Consider the following 17,260-nt stretch of genomic DNA (forward strand, 5'->3'; position numbering starts at 1 on the left):
CTCCTTATTCGATGACGCTGCCGCGTTTGAGGTATTTTGCCAGGGCCACGGTACCCACAAAGCCCATAATGGCCATTAACAGGGCCACTTCCAGATACAGACGGGTACCCAGGGCCACATCCAGCAGGATCACCAGTGCTATGCCGTTAATGTACAGCGTGTCCAGCGCCAGGATACGGTCCGGTGCATCCGGCCCCTTCACCAGTCGATACACATTGAGCAGGGCGGCGGCAGAGACCATGGCAAGAGTTACGTAGAGAGCAATGGTGATCATTGGAACATCTCCAGCAGAGGCTTCTCATAACGCTCATGGATTGTGCGGATCAGCTCGGCCTCATCATCCACATCCAGCGCGTGAATCAGCAACAGCCTGCCGTCATCGCTGACATCGCTGCTGACCGTGCCCGGCGTCAGCGAGATGGTGCTCGCCAGTATGGTAACGCCCAGGGGGTGGTTCAGCGTCAGCGGATAGGACACGAATGCCGGCCGCGGGCGACGGGGGTTCAGGATCAGAATCGTCACCGTGATACTGGCAACGATAATGTCATAAAAAACGACCACCAGGTAACGCACCAGAACCCAGGGCCTGCTCAGGCGGGGATGGTCAGGCCAGAACCGGTGCGTAATCTGCGGAATGACAATGGCCAGAATCAGGCCCATTACCACACTGGCGCCGGACACCCCATCTGCCAGGAATTGCCATACCACAAACAGGGCAACAGTCAGCCAGGGCTGCGGAAAGCCCAGACGTTCAGCAGTCATGATTCGTCCTCCCCGACCATTCTGGCGTCCAGTATGCTGGTATAGGCGGATGCGTCCCGCAGTTGCTCGGCGGTGGCATCGGTGTAATCGCTCAATGGACCGGCGGCCACCACGATGGCAATACTCATGGCAATCAGGGCGCCCGCGCCGACCGTGTGGGGGAAGGTCAGTTTCTCCGGGTTGTTGATGTGACCTTCAACGTTGCGCCAGAACACGATACTGCCCGCGCGACTGTAGGCCACCAGGGATATGAACCCGGACAGCAGGATTACCGCCCACAGCGCCGCCATCGCCACACCCGGGGTAGCCGCGTTCATGATCAGCAGCTTGGCGAAGAAGCCGCTGAGCGGCGGAAGGCCGGTGGCGGAGACGGCGCCCAGCATGAACATCACGCTGATAAACGTGCGGTTGGGCATGCGCGGGGCGGTCACGATCTTGTCGGTCGCAGACCCCCGCTGGGCAGCGATCATATCCACCACCAGGAACAGGCCGGCGGCTACCCAGGTGGTATGCACCAGATAGAACAGGGCGGCCGACAGACCGGCTTCGTTGAGCAGCGAAAACGCTGCCAGAATGGTGCCCACGGAGACCACCACCTGCCAGGCGACCAGCGTGCGCAGACCGGCGGAGCCAATCATGCCAATCATCCCCAGCACTATCGTCAGCAGCGCCAGCGGGAATATCCAGTCCATGCCAAGGTGGGCCAGGGCGCCGGCATTTTCACCGAAGATCAGCGTGTAAACGCGGATGATCGCGTAAACCCCCACCTTGGTCATTACCGCGAACAGGGCCGCCACCGGTGCCGTAGCGGCGGCATAGGCCTTCGGCAGCCAGAAGGTCAGCGGAATCAGCGCGGCCTTGAGGGCGAACACCACCAGCAGGATCATGCCACCGGCCTCCACCAGGGGCAGCTTGTCGGCAGCCAGGGTGGGAATGGTCACCGCCAGGTCTGCCATGTTGAGGGTGCCGGTGACGCTGTAGATCATGCCCACGGCGACCAGGAACATGGCCGAGCCGATCAGGTTGAGCACCACATAATGCAGCCCCGGAATCGTGCGCTGCTTGCCGTCGCCGTGGAGCAGCAGGCCGTAGGAGGCAATCAGTAACACCTCAAAGGCAACAAACAGGTTGAACAGGTCGCCGGTCAGGAAGGCGATGTTCAGGCCCATAAGCTGGAACAGGAACAGGGCGTGGAACTGGCGGCTGTCCACGTCGGTGCGCCCCATGGAATAGAGATGGCTGAAAAGCCCCAGCAGTGCTGTCATGAACAGCATCAGTGCTGCCAGCCGGTCGAGCACCATCACGATGCCGAAGGGGGGCGCCCAGTTACCGAAGGCGTACACCCGGTAACTGCCATCGGCGGCCATCATCAGCAGGATGATGGTACTTGCCAGCAGCAGGCCGGTGGTGATCAGCCCCAGGGTACGACGCAGTCTCAGAGGCGCGTAGCCCATGAACACCTGCAGGAAGCCGCCAATCAGCGGAATCAGGATCGGCGCGATAAGCCAGTGGTTCATTGGCCGGTCTCCTCCCGGGGCGGGTTGGTGTGCTTGGCTTCTTCTGGCAGATCGGTGCGGCGCGTGCCGTCGACGTGGTCATCATCCGTGTCGGCCTTTGCGCGCAGGGCCAGGACGACCGCAAAGGCGGTCATGGCAAAGCCGATCACGATGGCGGTCAGCACCAGTGCCTGGGGCAGGGGGTCGGAATAGACCTCGGTGCTGCCGATGATCGGCTGGCCGCCGGTCATCAGGCGCCCGCTGGAAAACAGGAACAGGTTAACGCCGTAGGAAAGCAGGGTAAGCCCCACCACCACCGGGAAGGTACGGGCGCGAAGCACCAGGTAGACCCCGGCGAACGTCAGTGTCCCGATAATCAGTGCGTAGGCGATTTCCATGGGTTACGACTCCTGCCGTGCTTCGGTTCGACTCATGGGCCGGCCAGTGGGTGTCAGCTTGCCCAGGCTGACCAGAGCCAGCAGGGTCGCACCCACCACTGTCAGGTACACCCCGAGGTCGAAGACCAGCGCCGAGGCGACCTCGAATTTGCCCACCACTGGCCACGTCAGATACGTGAACGTGGAGGTCAGGAACGGGTAGTCAAACATCAGGCTGGCGGCACCGGCGACGGTGGCGAAGAACAGCCCCAGGGCCAGTACGTTGTGATAGCGCAGGTTGACCCTTGCCTGGGTCCAGTGGTTGCCGCTGGCAATGTACTGGATCAGCAGGGCGATGGCGGTAATCAGGCCGGCAATGAACCCGCCACCGGGCAGGTTATGGCCGCGCAGGAAGATGTACGCAGACACCATCAGCGCCAGCGGCAGCAGAGGCCGTGACATCTGTTTGAGCATGGTGGGGTGGGCGTCAAAGGCCCAGGGATGGCCCTGGCCGTCGGTGGATGGCGCCTGCAGTTCGCGGTTGCGCAGCATGGCGTAGATGCCCAGCGCGGCAATCGCCAGCACGGTGATTTCGCCCAGGGTATCGAAGCCCCGGAAGTCCACCAGAATCACGTTGACCACGTTGGTGCCGCCGCCCCCGGGCTTGCTGTTCTCGATGAAATAGTCGGAAATGGAACTGAACGGGCTGGTCAGCATGGCCAGCGTGACGGCCGCCATCCCCAGACCGGCCACGCCGGCAAGGGTCAGGTCACGCACGTGGCGGGCCTTCGAGTCTTCGGACGGGGTCCAGGAGGGCAGGTAGAACAGTGCCAGCATCAGCAGCACGATGGTTACCACCTCCACCGAAATCTGGGTCATGGCCAGATCCGGCGCGGAAAGACGCGCAAAGGTCAGTGACACGAACAGCCCCACCACGCTGAGCATGATCAGCGAGGTCAGCCGCTCCCGGCGGATATAGACCGTGGCAAAAGTGCAGAAGATCAGAATGGCAGCACCAATGGCCGTGGGCCAGTCAATGGGCGTCAGGCCATCGCTGCCGATCAGGGTCATGCCCCACAGGGGTGCCAGGGCGACCACCACGGCGCTGAGCACCAGCAGCGTGGCGTAGCGTTGCAGCGAGCCGTTCTCCAGCAGCGCGGTCAGGCTCCTGGCCCGTTCCACCACCCAGGACACCACTGCCTCGAAAACCGCCTTCTCGTCGATCTCCCGGAAACGGGCATGGAACTCGAAGAGCTTATGGCGCTGGGAATACATGAGCAGGCCGCCTACAAACGCCGCAAGACTCATCATCAGCGGCAGGTTGAAGCCGTGGAACACCGCCAGGCCATAATCCGGCACCTCGCCACCCAGGGTCGCGGAAGCCGCGGCCTGCAGCAGCGGGCCCACCGAGAACGCCGGAAACACGCCCACCAGGATGCAGGCCACCACCAGGATTTCTACGGGAATCTTCATGTACCGGGGCGGCTCATGAGGCGGGTAGATGGGCAGGTTACGGGGCGCACCGTTGAAAAATACATCGTGAATAAAGCGGGCTGAATAGGCCACCGCGAAGATACCCGCCAGCGTGGCCACGATGGGCGGAACCCATGCCCAGATACCGGGCAGGTTCAGGCTCAGGGCCTCGGCAAAGAACATCTCCTTGGACAGGAAGCCATTCAGCAATGGCACCCCGGCCATGGACGCCGCCGCCACCATCGCCAGCGTGGCGGTGTGGGGCATGAAGTGCCAGAGGCCGTTGATCTGGCGCATGTCGCGGGAGCCGGTCTCGTGGTCGATGATGCCGGCGGCCATGAACAGCGAGGCCTTGAAGATGGCGTGGTTGATGATATGGAACAGCGCCGCTACCGCCGCCAGCTTGGTGCCCATGCCCAGCAGCAGCGTGATCAGGCCCAGGTGACTGACGGTGGAGTACGCCAGCAGGCCCTTGAGGTCATGCTTGAACAGCGCCACATAGGCGCCGATCAGCAGGGTGGCCATGCCGGTGAAGCTGACCATGAAGAACCATTGCTCGGTGCCGGCCAGCGCCGGATACAGTCGCGCCATCAGGAAGATACCCGCCTTCACCATGGTGGCGGAGTGCAGGTACGCGGATACCGGCGTCGGCGCCTGCATGGCGTGGGGCAGCCAGAAATGGAACGGGAACTGGGCGGATTTGGTGAACGCGCCCAGCAGCACCAGGGTCAGCGCATAGGGGTAGAGGGCGTGAGCCTTGATCTGATCGCCGGCGGCCAGCACCACGTCCAGCTCGAAGGAGCCGACAATACGACCGATCAGCAGGATACCCGCCAGCAACGCCAGGCCACCACCGCCCGTGATCGCCAGGGCCATGCGGGCGCCACGCCGGGCATCCTGCTTGTGGTTCCAGAAACTGATCAGCAGGAACGAGGTCAGGCTGGTGAGCTCCCAGAACACCATCATCAGCAACAGATTGCTGGACAGCACGATACCGAGCATGGAACCCATGAAGCACAGCAGCATGGCGTAGAACTTGCCAATGTTCTCGCTGGGCTTCAGGTAGTAGCGGGCATAAAGGATGATCAGCAGCCCGATCAGCAGGATCAGCAGCGCGAACATCAGCGACAGGCCGTCCAGCCGGAAGCTGAAGTTGATGCCCAGCTGCGGCAGCCACTCCAGTGTCTGAACGATGGCGCCGCCCTCTGCCAGGGTGCTCCACATGGGGAACAGAGTGGCCAGTGCCAGTAGCGCCGGCACCGAGGAGGCTATGGCAATGGCGGTTCGACCGGCCTGGGCGAACAGGGGCGCCGCAATGGCCCCGAGAAACGGTAGTAGCACCACCAGCGACAGTGTCATCGCAACCTCTTTTGTCCGTTCTTCTGATCGGTGGAGAGACCGGAGCCCGGTTCTCGCCCTGAAATCCTGTTACTACCCGTTAGGGACAGTATTGCAGTCAAGGGTTGACGGCAACAACGCGCTTATCGGGCAGTTGCGGGTGGGTCCGGAAAATAGGGCAGGCGACCGCTGAGGTATATGGCGGGCACGTGCGACAGGGCCGGGTTCATACCGGGCGTTGGCCGGAGTTTGGCAGAACGGGGCTGAAGAATCATTGAGACTCCTTATGGGTGCACGGACAAGATCATACGTGGCACCTGACGCAGGTCAAGTTATCGCCTTGCCTATCGCGATTATAGGTGGACCTGATGAAGCATTCGCCAAGAGCTTGCTTCGAAATGGTTCACGCTATTTGACTGCGCACCATTTGTGAACCCTGAGTGCATTTTCTGCTTCAATCCGGTGCAGATATTCGGGCGAGGCGCACCAAAATTGATAGTTCATTTTTTCGATTCATCGCTTCTCGTTTTGTAGATTGCTGAAATAAAACAATAAAAATTGACGGCTTCAGTATGGCACACCCCTTGCAATTCTCAGTGCACAAGGCGAACGGATGAAATTCGCCCCGCGCCAAAGAAGCGCACAAACATCTGAGAAAGCGAGGATATGCACGTGACAACATTCAAGAAACAACTGGCCAGCGTTGTAATGGCAGCGGCAATGGGCGCCGGTGCGTCAGTCGTCTACGCCGAGGAAGGTCCGATCAAGGTGGGTGTGTTGCATTCCCTGTCCGGCACCATGGCGATCAGCGAAACCGCACTGAAAGACACCGTGGAAATGCTGATCGAGAAGCAGAATGCGGAGGGCGGTCTGCTGGGCCGTGAACTGGAAGCTGTGGTGGTCGACCCGGCCTCCAACTGGCCGCTGTTTGCGGAAAAGGCCCGCGAGCTTCTGGCCCAGGAAGAGGTGGACGTGATTTTCGGCAACTGGACGTCGGTATCCCGTAAATCGGTACTGCCGGTGGTCGAGGAACTGAACGGCCTGCTGTTCTACCCGGTGCAGTACGAGGGTGAAGAGTCGTCGGAGAACGTGTTCTACACCGGCGCCGCCCCCAACCAGCAGGCGATTCCTGCGGTGGACTACCTGATGAACGAAATCGGTGTCGAGCGCTGGGTGCTGGCGGGCACCGACTATGTCTACCCGCGCACCACCAACAAGATCCTGGAAACCTACCTGATGGATCAGGGTGTGGCGAAAGAAGACATCATGATCAACTACACCCCCTTCGGTCACTCTGACTGGCAGAATATCGTGTCCGATATCAAGGACTTCGGCTCCGCTGGCAAGAAGACCGCCGTGGTATCCACCATCAACGGTGATGCCAACGTGCCTTTCTACCGTGAGCTGGGTAACCAGGGTATTTCGTCAACCGATATCCCGGTAGTTGCCTTCTCCGTGGGTGAGCAGGAACTCTCCGGTATCGATACCGGACCGCTGGTGGGTCATCTGGCCGCCTGGAACTACTTCATGAGTGTGGATTCCGACGCCAACTATGACTTCATCGACGAGTGGATCGAGTACACCGGTGACGAGACCGCGGTGACCAACGATCCGATGGAAGCCCACTACATCGGCTTCAACATGTGGGTGAAAGCGGTCCAGAAAGCAGAGACCACTGACGTGGACGCGGTCAAGGACGCCATCATCGGTGTTACCGTGCCCAACCTGACCGGTGGTTACGCCACCATGATGCCGAACCACCACATCACCAAGCCGGTACTGATTGGCGAGATCCAGGACAACGGCCAGTTCGCCGTGGTCTGGGAAACCCCATCCACCGTGGCCGGTGATGCCTGGTCCGACTACCTGCCGGGTTCCCGTGACCTGATTGCCGACTGGCGCGCCCCCATGCGCTGCGGTAACTACAACGTCAAGGAAGGCGAGTGTGGAGCGTCTGCCGGCGAGCAGGCCAAGGCTGCCGAGTAAGTGGCCACCTGACCGGGGTGGCGTCGCCGTCCCGGTCAATACCCCTGATCTCCCATCCATCCAGATACCAGACAGGACAACACCATGAGCATCCCCCGATGGCTCACCTTCTTCCTGATGGTCTTGCTGATGACAACTGCCGGCACTGTCTCGGCACAACAGCAGGACCAGACCCCCGAGGCGCTGCTGGAACAGCTTGCCGACGCTTCGCCCCGTGATACCGAAGCCGCGATCAAGGCTATCGCCACCAGCGGCCATGAACGGGCCCGCGCATGGCTGGAAGCCTACGGCAATAACCGCATTAGCCAGGTAGAGGCCACCGGCCGGATCGTGATTGTACTGAACAACCGCGGTCGCGACTGGGAAGTGGCGGACGCCCTGACCGGGGAAAACCTGGGGGAAATGTCCCGTCGGGACCTGGACCGTATTGCCATCAATAATGCCGTGCGCCGGCAGTTGGCCGGAGTGCTGGCCATGCTGGACCTGTTTGCCAAAGACGTCGCCGTGCGTGAAGCCGCTGCCCTGGATCTGCTGGGCAAGGTCGATGATGCGATTGTCGAAGAGGTAACGGCCCGCATTGAAGAAGAACCGGATGCCGGGGTGCGCAACCGCCTGGAGGAGGCCCTGGCCATTTACCAGGTGGAGGAGCAGGGAAGCCTGGACGCGATCGAAGTGCTTTCCGGTAGCCTGCACCCCCGGGCCCGGGCTGCTCTCAATAGCGCTGTTGCATCGGAAGATCCCGCGCGCAAGGCAGCGGCGGAACAGGCGCTGGCGTCCATCCAACAGAAACTGAGACTGAACAACGCCGCCGAGACCCTGTACTTCGGTTTGTCCCTGGGCTCGGTACTGGTACTGGCCGCCATCGGCCTTGCCATTACTTTTGGCGTTATGGGCGTGATCAACATGGCCCATGGCGAACTCATCATGCTGGGTGCCTATACCACCTGGGGCATGCAGCAACTGCTGCCGGGCCAGCCGGGCCTGGCGCTGATTCTATCCATACCCGCCGGGTTTCTGGTGGCGGCGCTGGCGGGTATTGCCATTGAGCGTAGCGTTATCCAGTTCCTCAAGGGCCGGCCGCTGGAAACCCTGCTGGCCACCTTCGGTGTCAGCCTGATCCTCCAGCAACTGGTGCGCACCGTGATCTCGCCCCTGAACCGCACCGTGGTGACCCCGGAGTGGATGAGCGGCTCACTGGTGATCAACGACGCCCTGTCGCTGACCCTGAACCGGATGTATGTGATCGGTTTCGCGCTGCTGGTGTTTACCGCGCTGATGCTGATCATGCGCAGGACCCGCCTGGGGCTGGAAGTAAGGGCGGTCACCCAGAACCGTGCCATGGCGCGATCCATGGGCATCAAGGCCACCCGCGTTGACATCATGACCTTCGCCCTGGGCTCCGGTGTGGCCGGGCTGGCAGGAGTGGCCCTGTCGCAGCTCACCAACGTGGGCCCCAACCTGGGCCAGAACTACATCATCGACTCCTTCATGGTGGTGGTGTTCGGCGGCGTCGGCAATCTCTGGGGCACCCTGGTGGCAGGCCTGACCCTGGGCACCATCAACCAGCTGCTGGAACCCTGGGCTGGCGCGGTACTGGCGAAGATCATCGTGCTGGTATTCATCATCCTGTTCATTCAGAAACGGCCGAAGGGATTGTTCCCTCAAAAAGGCCGGGCAGCGGAGGGTTAGGGTGTCCTGTCTAGCCAATTCTTTAATCCACTGCGAGGCACAAGTGCCTCGCCCTTCGGGAGCCTCTGAACGCCTTGATAGCCGCGTTGCAGCGCCTCGATTTGGAACCACCAAACCTTCGCCACTGCGCCTTGCTCTCAAGGCGTTCAGAGGCTCAGTGAATCAAATAATTAGCCAGAAAGGACACCTGCTATGTGGCTGACCCGACCTTTGCAGGAGCGCTCGACCCAACTGTTCCTGGGCATCCTTTTCTTTGCACTGATTGTGGTCACGGTGCTGCACCTGGCGCTGCCGGAAGGCAATCCGCTGCATGTCAGCGCCTACACCGTCACCCTGCTGGGCAAGTACCTGTGCTACGCCCTGCTGGCGGTGGCCGTGGACCTGGTGTGGGGTTATCTGGGCATTCTCAGCCTGGGCCATGGTGCCTTCTTTGCGCTGGGCGGCTATGCCATGGGCATGTACCTGATGCGCCAGATCGGCGATCGGGGGACCTATGGCGACCCCATCCTGCCGGACTTCATGGTGTTCCTGAACTGGCAGGAGCTGCCCTGGTACTGGTACGGCTTCGACATGGCCTGGTTCGCCTTTGCCATGGTGCTGCTGGCACCCGGCGCCCTCGCGCTGGTATTCGGCTGGCTGGCATTCCGCTCCCGGGTGACCGGGGTTTACCTGTCCATCATCACCCAGGCACTCACCTTTGCCCTGATGCTGGCCTTCTTCCGCAATGAAATGGGCTTTGGCGGCAACAATGGCCTGACCGACTTCCGCGACATTCTGGGCTTCAATCTGCGCACGGATGCCACCCGGCTGGGTTTGTTTATCGCCACCGGCATCGCCCTGGCTATCGGCTACGTTGTGTGCCGGGGCATTGTCACCAGCAAGCTGGGCCGGGTCAGCGTCGCCTGCCGTGATGCCGAGGCCCGTACGCGGTTCCTCGGGTATCGGGTGGAGCGGGTACAGCTGTTCGTATTTGTGGTGTCCGCCATGCTGGCAGGCGTCGCCGGCGCCCTGTACGTGCCCCAGGTGGGCATCATCAACCCCAGTGAGTTCTCCCCCATATTTTCCATCGAGATCGTGGTGTGGGTAGCCCTGGGCGGACGCGCCACCCTGTACGGTGCCGTGATCGGCGCCATCCTGGTGAACTACGCCAAGACCGTGTTCACCGGCGTGATGCCAGACGCCTGGCTGTTCGCCCTGGGTGCCCTGTTTGTGCTGGTCACCGTGTTCCTGCCCCAGGGCATTGCCGGCCTGCTCAGGAAGCGCCGCAAGTCCACCGATGACGGCTCAGGGCCGTCTGAATCCAGCTCCACCTCGGAGGCCACCGCATGAGCATCATGACCGAACTGGCCGCCCGGGACCGGGTCTTCAACTTTCTGACGCCTACCGACTCCCCGGTGGACGTGCGCCACGGCCCGATCCTGTACCTGGAAGACGTCAACGTCAGCTTTGATGGCTTCAGGGCCATCAACAATCTGAACCTGACCATCGACGACGGCGAGTTGCGCTGCATCATCGGCCCCAACGGCGCCGGCAAGACCACCATGATGGACATCATCACCGGCAAGACGGCCCCGGACACCGGCTCGGTCTGGTTCGGCAGCCGCCACAACCTGCTCACCATGAGCGAGCCGGATATCGCCAGCCTTGGCATCGGACGCAAGTTTCAGAAGCCGACAGTGTTTGAAGCGCTGACCGTGTTCGAGAACCTGGAACTGGCCATGGCTGCCGACAAGCGGGTGTTCCCCACACTGACCGCGCAAATGAAACCGAAGCACCGCGAGCGCATCGAGGAGGTGCTGGAAACGATTAACCTGCAGGACTTGCGCGACCGTCCCGCCGGCATCCTCTCCCACGGCCAGAAACAGTGGCTGGAGATTGGCATGCTGCTGATGCAGAAACCGAGACTGCTGCTGGTAGACGAACCGGTGGCCGGCATGACCGAACAGGAAATGGAGCGCACCGCTGAGCTGCTCACCAGCCTGGCGGGCAAGCAGTCCGTGGTGGTGGTCGAGCACGACATGGGCTTCGTCCGCTCCATCGCCCGCAAGGTGACCGTATTGCACCAGGGCAGTGTGCTGGCGGAAGGCTCCATGGACCAGGTCTCCAACGACCCGGAAGTGATCAAGGTCTACCTGGGGGAGGAAGCCTGATGCCAAACGAAAGCCTGATGCTGCAGATCGAAAAACTGAATCAGTACTACGGCGAAAGCCACACCCTCTGGGACCTGGACCTGGACGTGCCCCAGGGACAATGCACCTGCGTGATGGGCCGCAACGGCGTCGGCAAGACCACCCTGATGAAATGCATCATGGGCGAGGAAACCGTGGCCGACGGCAGCATCCGCTTCGCCGACGACGTGGAACTGACGAAACAACCCCTGGAGCAGCGCGCCCGACTGGGCATCGGCTATGTGCCCCAGGGCCGGCAGATCTTCCCGTTGCTGACCGTGGAAGAAAACCTGCGTACCGGCCTGGCATCCCGGGGCGATGGCCGGAAAACTATCCCCGAGCGCGTCTACGAGCTGTTTCCGGTGCTTAAGGAAATGAAGAACCGCCGCGGCGGCGACCTTTCCGGCGGCCAGCAGCAACAACTGGCCATCGGCCGCGCCCTGGTCCTCGAGCCCCGGCTGCTGATCCTGGACGAACCGGGGGAGGGGATCCAGCCCAACATCGTCACTCAGATCGGTGAAGTCATCCGCCGGCTGATCGCCGAAGACGGCCTGACGGTGCTGCTGGTGGAACAGAAACTGCCCTTCGCCCGCAAATTCGCCGACAGCTTCGCCATCATCGACCGGGGCCGCCGCATGGCCGAAGGCGAGATTGCCGAGCTGTCCGATGAACTCATCAAACAATATCTGACGGTATGACTATCTATCAGCCGCTACCGGATGTTACCGAGTCCGGCCACCGCTTCGACCAGGGCCGCCACTGGGCAGCCAGCCTGACCCTGGGCTTCGAAGGCCGGCAACAGGATGGCCGCCCGGTCACCCGCATGACCACCGCGCGCCACAGCGGCCCGTTACGGGTCCAGCGCCCCTTCTACCCGGAAGGCCGCCACAGCTGCTGCCATGTTTACCTGCTGCACCCGCCAGGCGGGCTGGTCAGCGGCGACGCCCTGCAAATCAGCGCCAGCGTAGGCACCGGCGCCCACGCCCTGCTGACCACGCCAGCAGCAGCCAAACTCTACAAGGCCGACAGCCACGGCGTCGCCTGGGCCCAGCACACCCGCCTGACCGTGCAAGACGGCGGCACCCTGGAATACCTGCCCCAGGAAACCCTCGCCTTCGACGGCTCACGGGGCACCCAGACCACCACCATCGACCTGGGCAACCGTAGCCAGTGCATCGGCTGGGAAATCCTTGCCCTGGGCCGCCCGGCCAGCGAACTGCCCTTCGCCACCGGACAACTGGAACAACGCTTCCACCTGACCCGCGGTGGTCTACCGGTCTGGCAGGAACGCCAGACCCTCGACCCCAAACACCGGCGCTTCCACGGCAAATGGGGGCAGGGCGGCAACACCGTCCAGGCCACGCTCTGGACCGTCGGCCTGGAGGATGTAGCGGAAGCCATCGAACAACTGCGAGCAAAGCTGCCGGACAATCCCCGCTGGGCCGTCACCCGCCGGGGCGGCGTGCTCCTGCTGCGCTACCTGGGCAACGAACGCAACGAAGCCTGGGCCATCTGCCAGCAGGCCTGGGAAATCCTCAGACCAGAACTGACCGGCCAGCCAGCCCATGTACCGAGGATCTGGCTGACCTAGAAAGGTTAGAGGAATAGCAGAGGGGCAAGTGAACACTCCCTCTCCCCAACGAGGGAGAGGGCCGGGGTGAGGGGGAGCGCCAAAGGCGCCCAAGGTAGCTAACTCCGGAGTGGGAGTCTCCCCCCCTCACCCCAACCCTCTCCCGCCAGGGGAGAGGGGGCAAAAAAAAGGGCGAGTACTTCGAACGAGGGTGAGACAAAGCTGAGGGACGAGTGAACACTCCCTCTCCCCAACGAGGGAGAGGGCCGGGGTGAGGGGGAGCGCCAAAGGCGCCCAAGGTAGCTAACTCCGGAGTGGGAGTCTCCCCCCCTCACCCCAACCCTCTCCCGCCAGGGGAGAGGGGGCAAAAAAAAGGGCGAGTACTTCGAACGAGGGTGAGACGAAGCTGAGGGACGAGTGAACACCCCCTCTCCCCAACGCGGGAGAGGGGCTAAAACCGAACACTGCAAACATCGGAGCAAGACGATGGAACTGACACCCAGAGACAAAGACAAGCTGATGCTCTTCACCGCCGCCCTGCTGGCGGAACGGCGCAAGGCCAAAGGCATCAAGCTCAACTACCCCGAAGCCGTCGCCCTGATCAGCGCCGAAATCATGGAAGGCGCCCGCGAAGGCCGCACAGTCGCCGACATGATGAGCGCCGGCCGCGAAATCCTGACCCGTGAGGATGTCATGGAAGGCGTGGCGGAAATGGTGGACGAGGTGCAGGTAGAAGCGACTTTTCCAGACGGCACCAAACTGGTCACCGTCCACAACCCGATTGTGTAAGGAGCTTTAGATGATACCCGGCGAATACCAACTCAAAGACGGCGACATCGAACTCTGCGAAGGCCGCGAACGCATCACCGTCGAAGTCGCCAACACCGGCGACCGCCCGGTCCAGATCGGCTCCCACTACCACTTCGCGGAAGCCAACCCGGCCCTCCGGTTCGACCGGAAAAAGGCAAGAGGCTATCGACTCGACGTTGCTGCCGGTACGGCCATCCGGTTTGAGCCCGGTCAGACGAGGGAAGTAACGCTGATCCCATATTCGGGCGGGCGAGAAATTTACGGCTTCCGAGCAGAGGTAATGGGAAAGCTTTGAGGCCAGCAACCAAGATCAGGGGAGACGGTCGGGTAAGGCTTTCCGGGACCTTCGAAAACATGGACGTTTTCGAAGAGCCTACAGGGACGTATTCACGGCGTGTCCCGGAAAGCCTTACCCGATCGGCTCCCTCTCCCGGAATCCAGAACGCGAGGCATTAAGATGAAAATCAGCAGACAGGCCTACGCCGACATGTACGGCCCCACCACCGGGGACCGCGTCCGCCTGGGCGACACCGAACTGTGGATCGAAGTGGAAAGCGACGCCACCCACTACGGCGACGAAGTGAAATTCGGCGGCGGCAAAGTCATCCGTGATGGCATGGGCCAGAGCCAACGGGCCGACGAAACCGTCATGGACACCGTCATCACCAACGCCCTGATACTCGACTGGTGGGGCATCGTCAAAGCCGACGTCGGCCTCCAGCGCGGCCGAATCGCCGCCATCGGCAAAGCCGGCAACCCCGACACCCAACCGGACGTCACCATCGTCATCGGCCCGGGCACCGAAATCATCGCCGGCGAAGGCAAAATCCTCACTGCCGGGGCGCTGGATGCCCACATCCACTTCGTCTGCCCGCAACTGGTGGAAGAAGCCCTCATGAGCGGCATCACCACCATGCTCGGCGGCGGCACCGGGCCAGCTACCGGCACCAACGCCACCACCTGCACCCCGGGCCCCTGGCACATTGGCAAAATGCTCCAGGCCGTGGACGACATGCCCATGAACATCGGCTTCCTCGGCAAAGGCAACGCCAGCCTGCCGGAACCCTTGGAACAGCAGCTCAAGTATGGCGCCATGGGGCTCAAGCTCCATGAAGACTGGGGCACCACGCCGGCCGCCATCGACAACTGCCTGACCATCGCCGACAAGTATGACGTCCAGGTGGCCATCCACACCGACACGCTCAACGAGTCCGGCTTTGTGGAAGATACCCTGGCTGCCTTCAAGGAGCGGTGTATCCACACCTACCACACCGAAGGCGCCGGCGGCGGCCACGCCCCGGATATCATCACTGCCTGCTCCAAGGATTACGTACTGCCGTCGTCCACCAACCCGACCCGGCCCTACACAGTGAACACCATCGACGAGCACCTGGACATGCTCATGGTCTGCCACCACCTGGACCCCAAAATCCCGGAAGATGTGGCCTTCGCCGACTCCCGCATCCGCCGCGAGACCATCGCCGCCGAAGACATCCTCCACGACATGGGCGTGATCTCCATGATCGCCTCCGACTCCCAGGCCATGGGCCGGGTAGGCGAAGTGGTGTGCCGCACCTGGCAGACCGCCCACAAAATGAAAGTCCAGCGCGGCCTGCTGCCGGAAGACGAAGACCGGGGCGCCGACAACGTCCGCGCCAGACGCTACATCGCCAAATACACCATCAACCCCGCCATCACCCACGGCATCAGCCATGAAGTGGGCTCCGTGGAAGTGGGCAAAATGGCCGACCTGGTGCTGTGGGACCCCGCCTTCTTCGGCGTCAAACCCGCCATGATCATCAAGGGCGGCATGATCGCCGCCGCCCCCATGGGCGATCCCAACGCGTCCATCCCCACACCGCAACCCGTGCACTACCGCTATATGTTCGGCGCCCTGGGCCGGGCCGCCAGTGCCACCCGGGTCAGCTTTGTCAGCCAGGTCGCGCTGGATTCCGGTGTCGGCAAGGAACTGGGCCTGTACAGCCGACTGTCTGCCTGCAAGAACGTCCGTGACGTTCGCAAGACCGACATGAAGCTCAACGGATCCTGCCCCCACCTCACCGTGGACCCGCAGACCTACGAAGTGCACGCCGATGGCGAACTGCTCACCTGCGAGCCCGCCACCGAACTGCCGCTGGCCCAGCGCTACCACCTGTTCTGAGGATTGACGACATGCTGGAACTGACACAACGCATCGAACCCACGGACCAGGCGGAAATATCCGACACCCTGACCCTGCCGCTGGAACTGCGTATCCGTGGCCGCCTGCGAGCCACCAGCGACACCGGCCACGACGTCGGCCTGTTCCTCGACCGCGGCCCAGTGCTGCGTGACGGCGACTGCCTGCAGGCCAACACCGGCGAAATCATCCGCGTAAAGGCAGCGGCCGAGCCGGTAGTAACCGCTCACATCGACGCGGGCCTGCCCCTGGCCAAACTCTGCTACCACCTGGGTAACCGCCACGTGCAACTGTCCATCGGCGTGGAAGGCGATGGCAAAGGTTGGGTCCGCTTTCCGCCGGATCACGTGCTGGAAGAACTGGCCGAACGCCTGGGCGCCACACTGGAACACCACGAAGCCCCCTTCGACCCGGAACCGGGCGCCTACGACAAGGCGGGCAGGGAAAGTGGTCACAACCACGGCCATTCCCACGGACACAGCCATAGCCACGAGCACTCTCATAGCCACAGCCATGAGCCGGGTAGAGAGCGGGATAAAGAGCTGGGTGAAGCGCATGCCCACTGACACCAGCCACCAGACCGACCTGGCCCTGCTGGGCCTGATGCAACTGGTCAGCCCGGCATTGCCCATCGGCGCCTTCGCCTGGTCCCAGGGCCTGGAAAGCGCCTTCGAACTGGGCTGGGTGAACAACGAAGAGGAACTTGGCGAATGGGTCGAAGGCGTACTGGAAGACGGCCTCAGCCGCTGCGAACTGCCACTGCTGAACCGCCTGCAGACCGCCTGGGCAGAAGGGGACGATGCCGCAGTAGCCCACTGGAACCAGTGGCTTCACGCCACCCGGGAAACCGCCGAACTGGTGGACGAAGACACCCGCTTAGGCGCCGCGCTACTGACACTACTGAAAAGCCTGGACCTGGCCCCGCCCAGCGACCTGCTACCGGTAACCCCCGGCTACGTCACCCTGTTCGCCTGGGCTGCCCACAAACGGCAGGTCCCGGTACGCCAAACAATGCTTGGCTTCGCCTGGTCCTGGCTGGAAAACCAGCTGGCGGTCGCCTGCAAGGCGCTACCCTTGGGCCACACGGCAGCCCAACGGCTGACTGAACGGTTACGGCCACAACTGGTCACCGCCGTCGATGACGCATTGGCAAGAACTGACGACGAACTTGGACCGATATTACCGGGCCTGGCATTAGCCAGTGCCTTACATGAAACACAGTATTCGCGGCTATTCAGGAGCTAAAGCCTTGAGAGGGCCGCACCGGGGCTTAACGGAGGCGGTCGGGTAGGACTTTCCGGGACCTTCAAAAACAGGGACGTTTTTGAAGAGCCTCCAGGGACGGATTCACGGCGTGTCCCGGAAAGTCCTACCCGATCGACTCCACCCCCCGAAACCAAAACAACGAACAC

16 protein-coding genes are annotated in these 17,260 nt (G+C 62.2%); 11 read left to right on the forward strand and 5 right to left on the reverse strand.

Going from position 1 to position 17,260, the window contains the following annotated elements; translation table 11 throughout:
* Positions 1–4 precede the first annotated feature (4 nt).
* From IE079_RS15450 to IE079_RS15470, 5 genes are read right to left on the reverse strand one after another with little or no spacing between them, the layout of a single operon-like run.
* Positions 5–274 (reverse strand): K+/H+ antiporter subunit F, encoded by a 270-nt coding sequence (locus IE079_RS15450; protein WP_189577683.1) that lies wholly within the window; start codon positions 272–274, stop codon positions 5–7.
* Positions 271–762: a Na+/H+ antiporter subunit E gene (locus tag IE079_RS15455; RefSeq protein ID WP_189577684.1), complete on the reverse strand. Its 492-nt coding sequence runs from the start codon at positions 760–762 to the stop codon at positions 271–273. The genes IE079_RS15450 and IE079_RS15455 overlap by 4 nt, the downstream gene beginning before the upstream one ends.
* Complete coding sequence (locus IE079_RS15460) at positions 759–2,279, reverse strand: monovalent cation/H+ antiporter subunit D (protein WP_189577685.1); 1,521 nt, start codon at positions 2,277–2,279, stop codon at positions 759–761. The genes IE079_RS15455 and IE079_RS15460 overlap by 4 nt, the downstream gene beginning before the upstream one ends.
* Positions 2,276–2,656 carry a Na+/H+ antiporter subunit C gene (locus tag IE079_RS15465; RefSeq protein ID WP_189577686.1) on the reverse strand — a complete coding sequence of 127 codons (381 nt, stop codon included), beginning with the start codon at positions 2,654–2,656 and terminating at the stop codon, positions 2,276–2,278. The genes IE079_RS15460 and IE079_RS15465 overlap by 4 nt, the downstream gene beginning before the upstream one ends.
* Positions 2,657–2,659: 3 nt before the next feature.
* On the reverse strand, positions 2,660–5,467 hold the full coding sequence (locus tag IE079_RS15470) for a monovalent cation/H+ antiporter subunit A (RefSeq protein WP_189577687.1): 2,808 nt from the start codon (positions 5,465–5,467) through the stop codon (positions 2,660–2,662).
* Between the two features lie 687 nt (positions 5,468–6,154).
* Here IE079_RS15470 and urtA point away from each other — a divergent pair.
* The 11 genes from urtA (at position 6,155) to IE079_RS15525 (ending at position 17,093) form a co-directional block, all read left to right on the forward strand.
* Entirely contained in the window at positions 6,155–7,432 is a 1,278-nt protein-coding gene (urtA, locus tag IE079_RS15475; protein ID WP_265013651.1) for an urea ABC transporter substrate-binding protein, read from the forward strand.
* 84 nt (positions 7,433–7,516) lie between these two features.
* Positions 7,517–9,121 (forward strand): urea ABC transporter permease subunit UrtB, encoded by a 1,605-nt coding sequence (gene urtB / locus IE079_RS15480; RefSeq protein ID WP_189577689.1) that lies wholly within the window; start codon positions 7,517–7,519, stop codon positions 9,119–9,121.
* Positions 9,122–9,313: 192 nt separating this feature from the next.
* A complete protein-coding gene (urtC, locus tag IE079_RS15485; RefSeq protein ID WP_189577690.1) occupies positions 9,314–10,450 on the forward strand; it encodes an urea ABC transporter permease subunit UrtC in 1,137 nt (378 codons plus the stop codon).
* Positions 10,447–11,271: an urea ABC transporter ATP-binding protein UrtD gene (gene urtD / locus IE079_RS15490; protein ID WP_189577691.1), complete on the forward strand. Its 825-nt coding sequence runs from the start codon at positions 10,447–10,449 to the stop codon at positions 11,269–11,271. The genes urtC and urtD overlap by 4 nt, the downstream gene beginning before the upstream one ends.
* A 17-nt stretch (positions 11,272–11,288) precedes the next feature.
* Positions 11,289–11,987 (forward strand): urea ABC transporter ATP-binding subunit UrtE, encoded by a 699-nt coding sequence (urtE, locus tag IE079_RS15495; RefSeq protein ID WP_189577726.1) that lies wholly within the window; start codon positions 11,289–11,291, stop codon positions 11,985–11,987.
* The gene (locus IE079_RS15500) at positions 11,984–12,880 is read left to right on the forward strand and encodes an urease accessory protein UreD (RefSeq protein ID WP_189577692.1); all 897 of its coding nucleotides are present in this window, start codon (positions 11,984–11,986) and stop codon (positions 12,878–12,880) included. Before urtE ends, IE079_RS15500 begins: the two co-directional genes overlap by 4 nt.
* 465 nt (positions 12,881–13,345) lie before the next feature.
* Positions 13,346–13,648: an urease subunit gamma gene (gene ureA / locus IE079_RS15505; protein WP_189577693.1), complete on the forward strand. Its 303-nt coding sequence runs from the start codon at positions 13,346–13,348 to the stop codon at positions 13,646–13,648.
* Between the two features lie 10 nt (positions 13,649–13,658).
* Complete coding sequence (locus IE079_RS15510) at positions 13,659–13,964, forward strand: urease subunit beta (protein WP_189577694.1); 306 nt, start codon at positions 13,659–13,661, stop codon at positions 13,962–13,964.
* A gap of 162 nt (positions 13,965–14,126) precedes the next feature.
* Complete coding sequence (gene ureC, locus IE079_RS15515) at positions 14,127–15,830, forward strand: urease subunit alpha (protein WP_189577695.1); 1,704 nt, start codon at positions 14,127–14,129, stop codon at positions 15,828–15,830.
* A gap of 11 nt (positions 15,831–15,841) precedes the next feature.
* The gene (ureE, locus tag IE079_RS15520) at positions 15,842–16,414 is read left to right on the forward strand and encodes an urease accessory protein UreE (protein WP_189577696.1); all 573 of its coding nucleotides are present in this window, start codon (positions 15,842–15,844) and stop codon (positions 16,412–16,414) included.
* Complete coding sequence (locus IE079_RS15525; protein WP_189577697.1) at positions 16,404–17,093, forward strand: urease accessory protein UreF; 690 nt, start codon at positions 16,404–16,406, stop codon at positions 17,091–17,093. Before ureE ends, IE079_RS15525 begins: the two co-directional genes overlap by 11 nt.
* The last annotated feature ends 167 nt before the right edge of the window (positions 17,094–17,260 follow it).

Origin of the sequence: Marinobacter zhanjiangensis (assembly GCF_014651935.1) — a bacterium.
In the GTDB taxonomy this organism is placed as follows: Bacteria; Pseudomonadota; Gammaproteobacteria; order Pseudomonadales; family Oleiphilaceae; genus Marinobacter; species Marinobacter zhanjiangensis.

Excerpts from the sequence above, each read along its gene's own strand:
- IE079_RS15450 (WP_189577683.1), bottom strand. The coding sequence starts at position 274 with ATGATCACCATTGCTCTCTACGTAACTCTTGCCATGGTCTCTGCCGCC.
- IE079_RS15455 (WP_189577684.1), bottom strand. The coding sequence starts at position 762 with ATGACTGCTGAACGTCTGGGCTTTCCGCAGCCCTGGCTGACTGTTGCC.
- IE079_RS15460 (WP_189577685.1), bottom strand. The coding sequence starts at position 2,279 with ATGAACCACTGGCTTATCGCGCCGATCCTGATTCCGCTGATTGGCGGC.
- IE079_RS15465 (WP_189577686.1), bottom strand. The coding sequence starts at position 2,656 with ATGGAAATCGCCTACGCACTGATTATCGGGACACTGACGTTCGCCGGG.
- IE079_RS15470 (WP_189577687.1), bottom strand. The coding sequence starts at position 5,467 with ATGACACTGTCGCTGGTGGTGCTACTACCGTTTCTCGGGGCCATTGCG.
- urtA (WP_265013651.1), top strand. The coding sequence starts at position 6,155 with ATGGCAGCGGCAATGGGCGCCGGTGCGTCAGTCGTCTACGCCGAGGAA.
- urtB (WP_189577689.1), top strand. The coding sequence starts at position 7,517 with ATGAGCATCCCCCGATGGCTCACCTTCTTCCTGATGGTCTTGCTGATG.
- urtC (WP_189577690.1), top strand. The coding sequence starts at position 9,314 with ATGTGGCTGACCCGACCTTTGCAGGAGCGCTCGACCCAACTGTTCCTG.
- urtD (WP_189577691.1), top strand. The coding sequence starts at position 10,447 with ATGAGCATCATGACCGAACTGGCCGCCCGGGACCGGGTCTTCAACTTT.
- urtE (WP_189577726.1), top strand. The coding sequence starts at position 11,289 with ATGCTGCAGATCGAAAAACTGAATCAGTACTACGGCGAAAGCCACACC.
- IE079_RS15500 (WP_189577692.1), top strand. The coding sequence starts at position 11,984 with ATGACTATCTATCAGCCGCTACCGGATGTTACCGAGTCCGGCCACCGC.
- ureA (WP_189577693.1), top strand. The coding sequence starts at position 13,346 with ATGGAACTGACACCCAGAGACAAAGACAAGCTGATGCTCTTCACCGCC.
- IE079_RS15510 (WP_189577694.1), top strand. The coding sequence starts at position 13,659 with ATGATACCCGGCGAATACCAACTCAAAGACGGCGACATCGAACTCTGC.
- ureC (WP_189577695.1), top strand. The coding sequence starts at position 14,127 with ATGAAAATCAGCAGACAGGCCTACGCCGACATGTACGGCCCCACCACC.
- ureE (WP_189577696.1), top strand. The coding sequence starts at position 15,842 with ATGCTGGAACTGACACAACGCATCGAACCCACGGACCAGGCGGAAATA.
- IE079_RS15525 (WP_189577697.1), top strand. The coding sequence starts at position 16,404 with ATGCCCACTGACACCAGCCACCAGACCGACCTGGCCCTGCTGGGCCTG.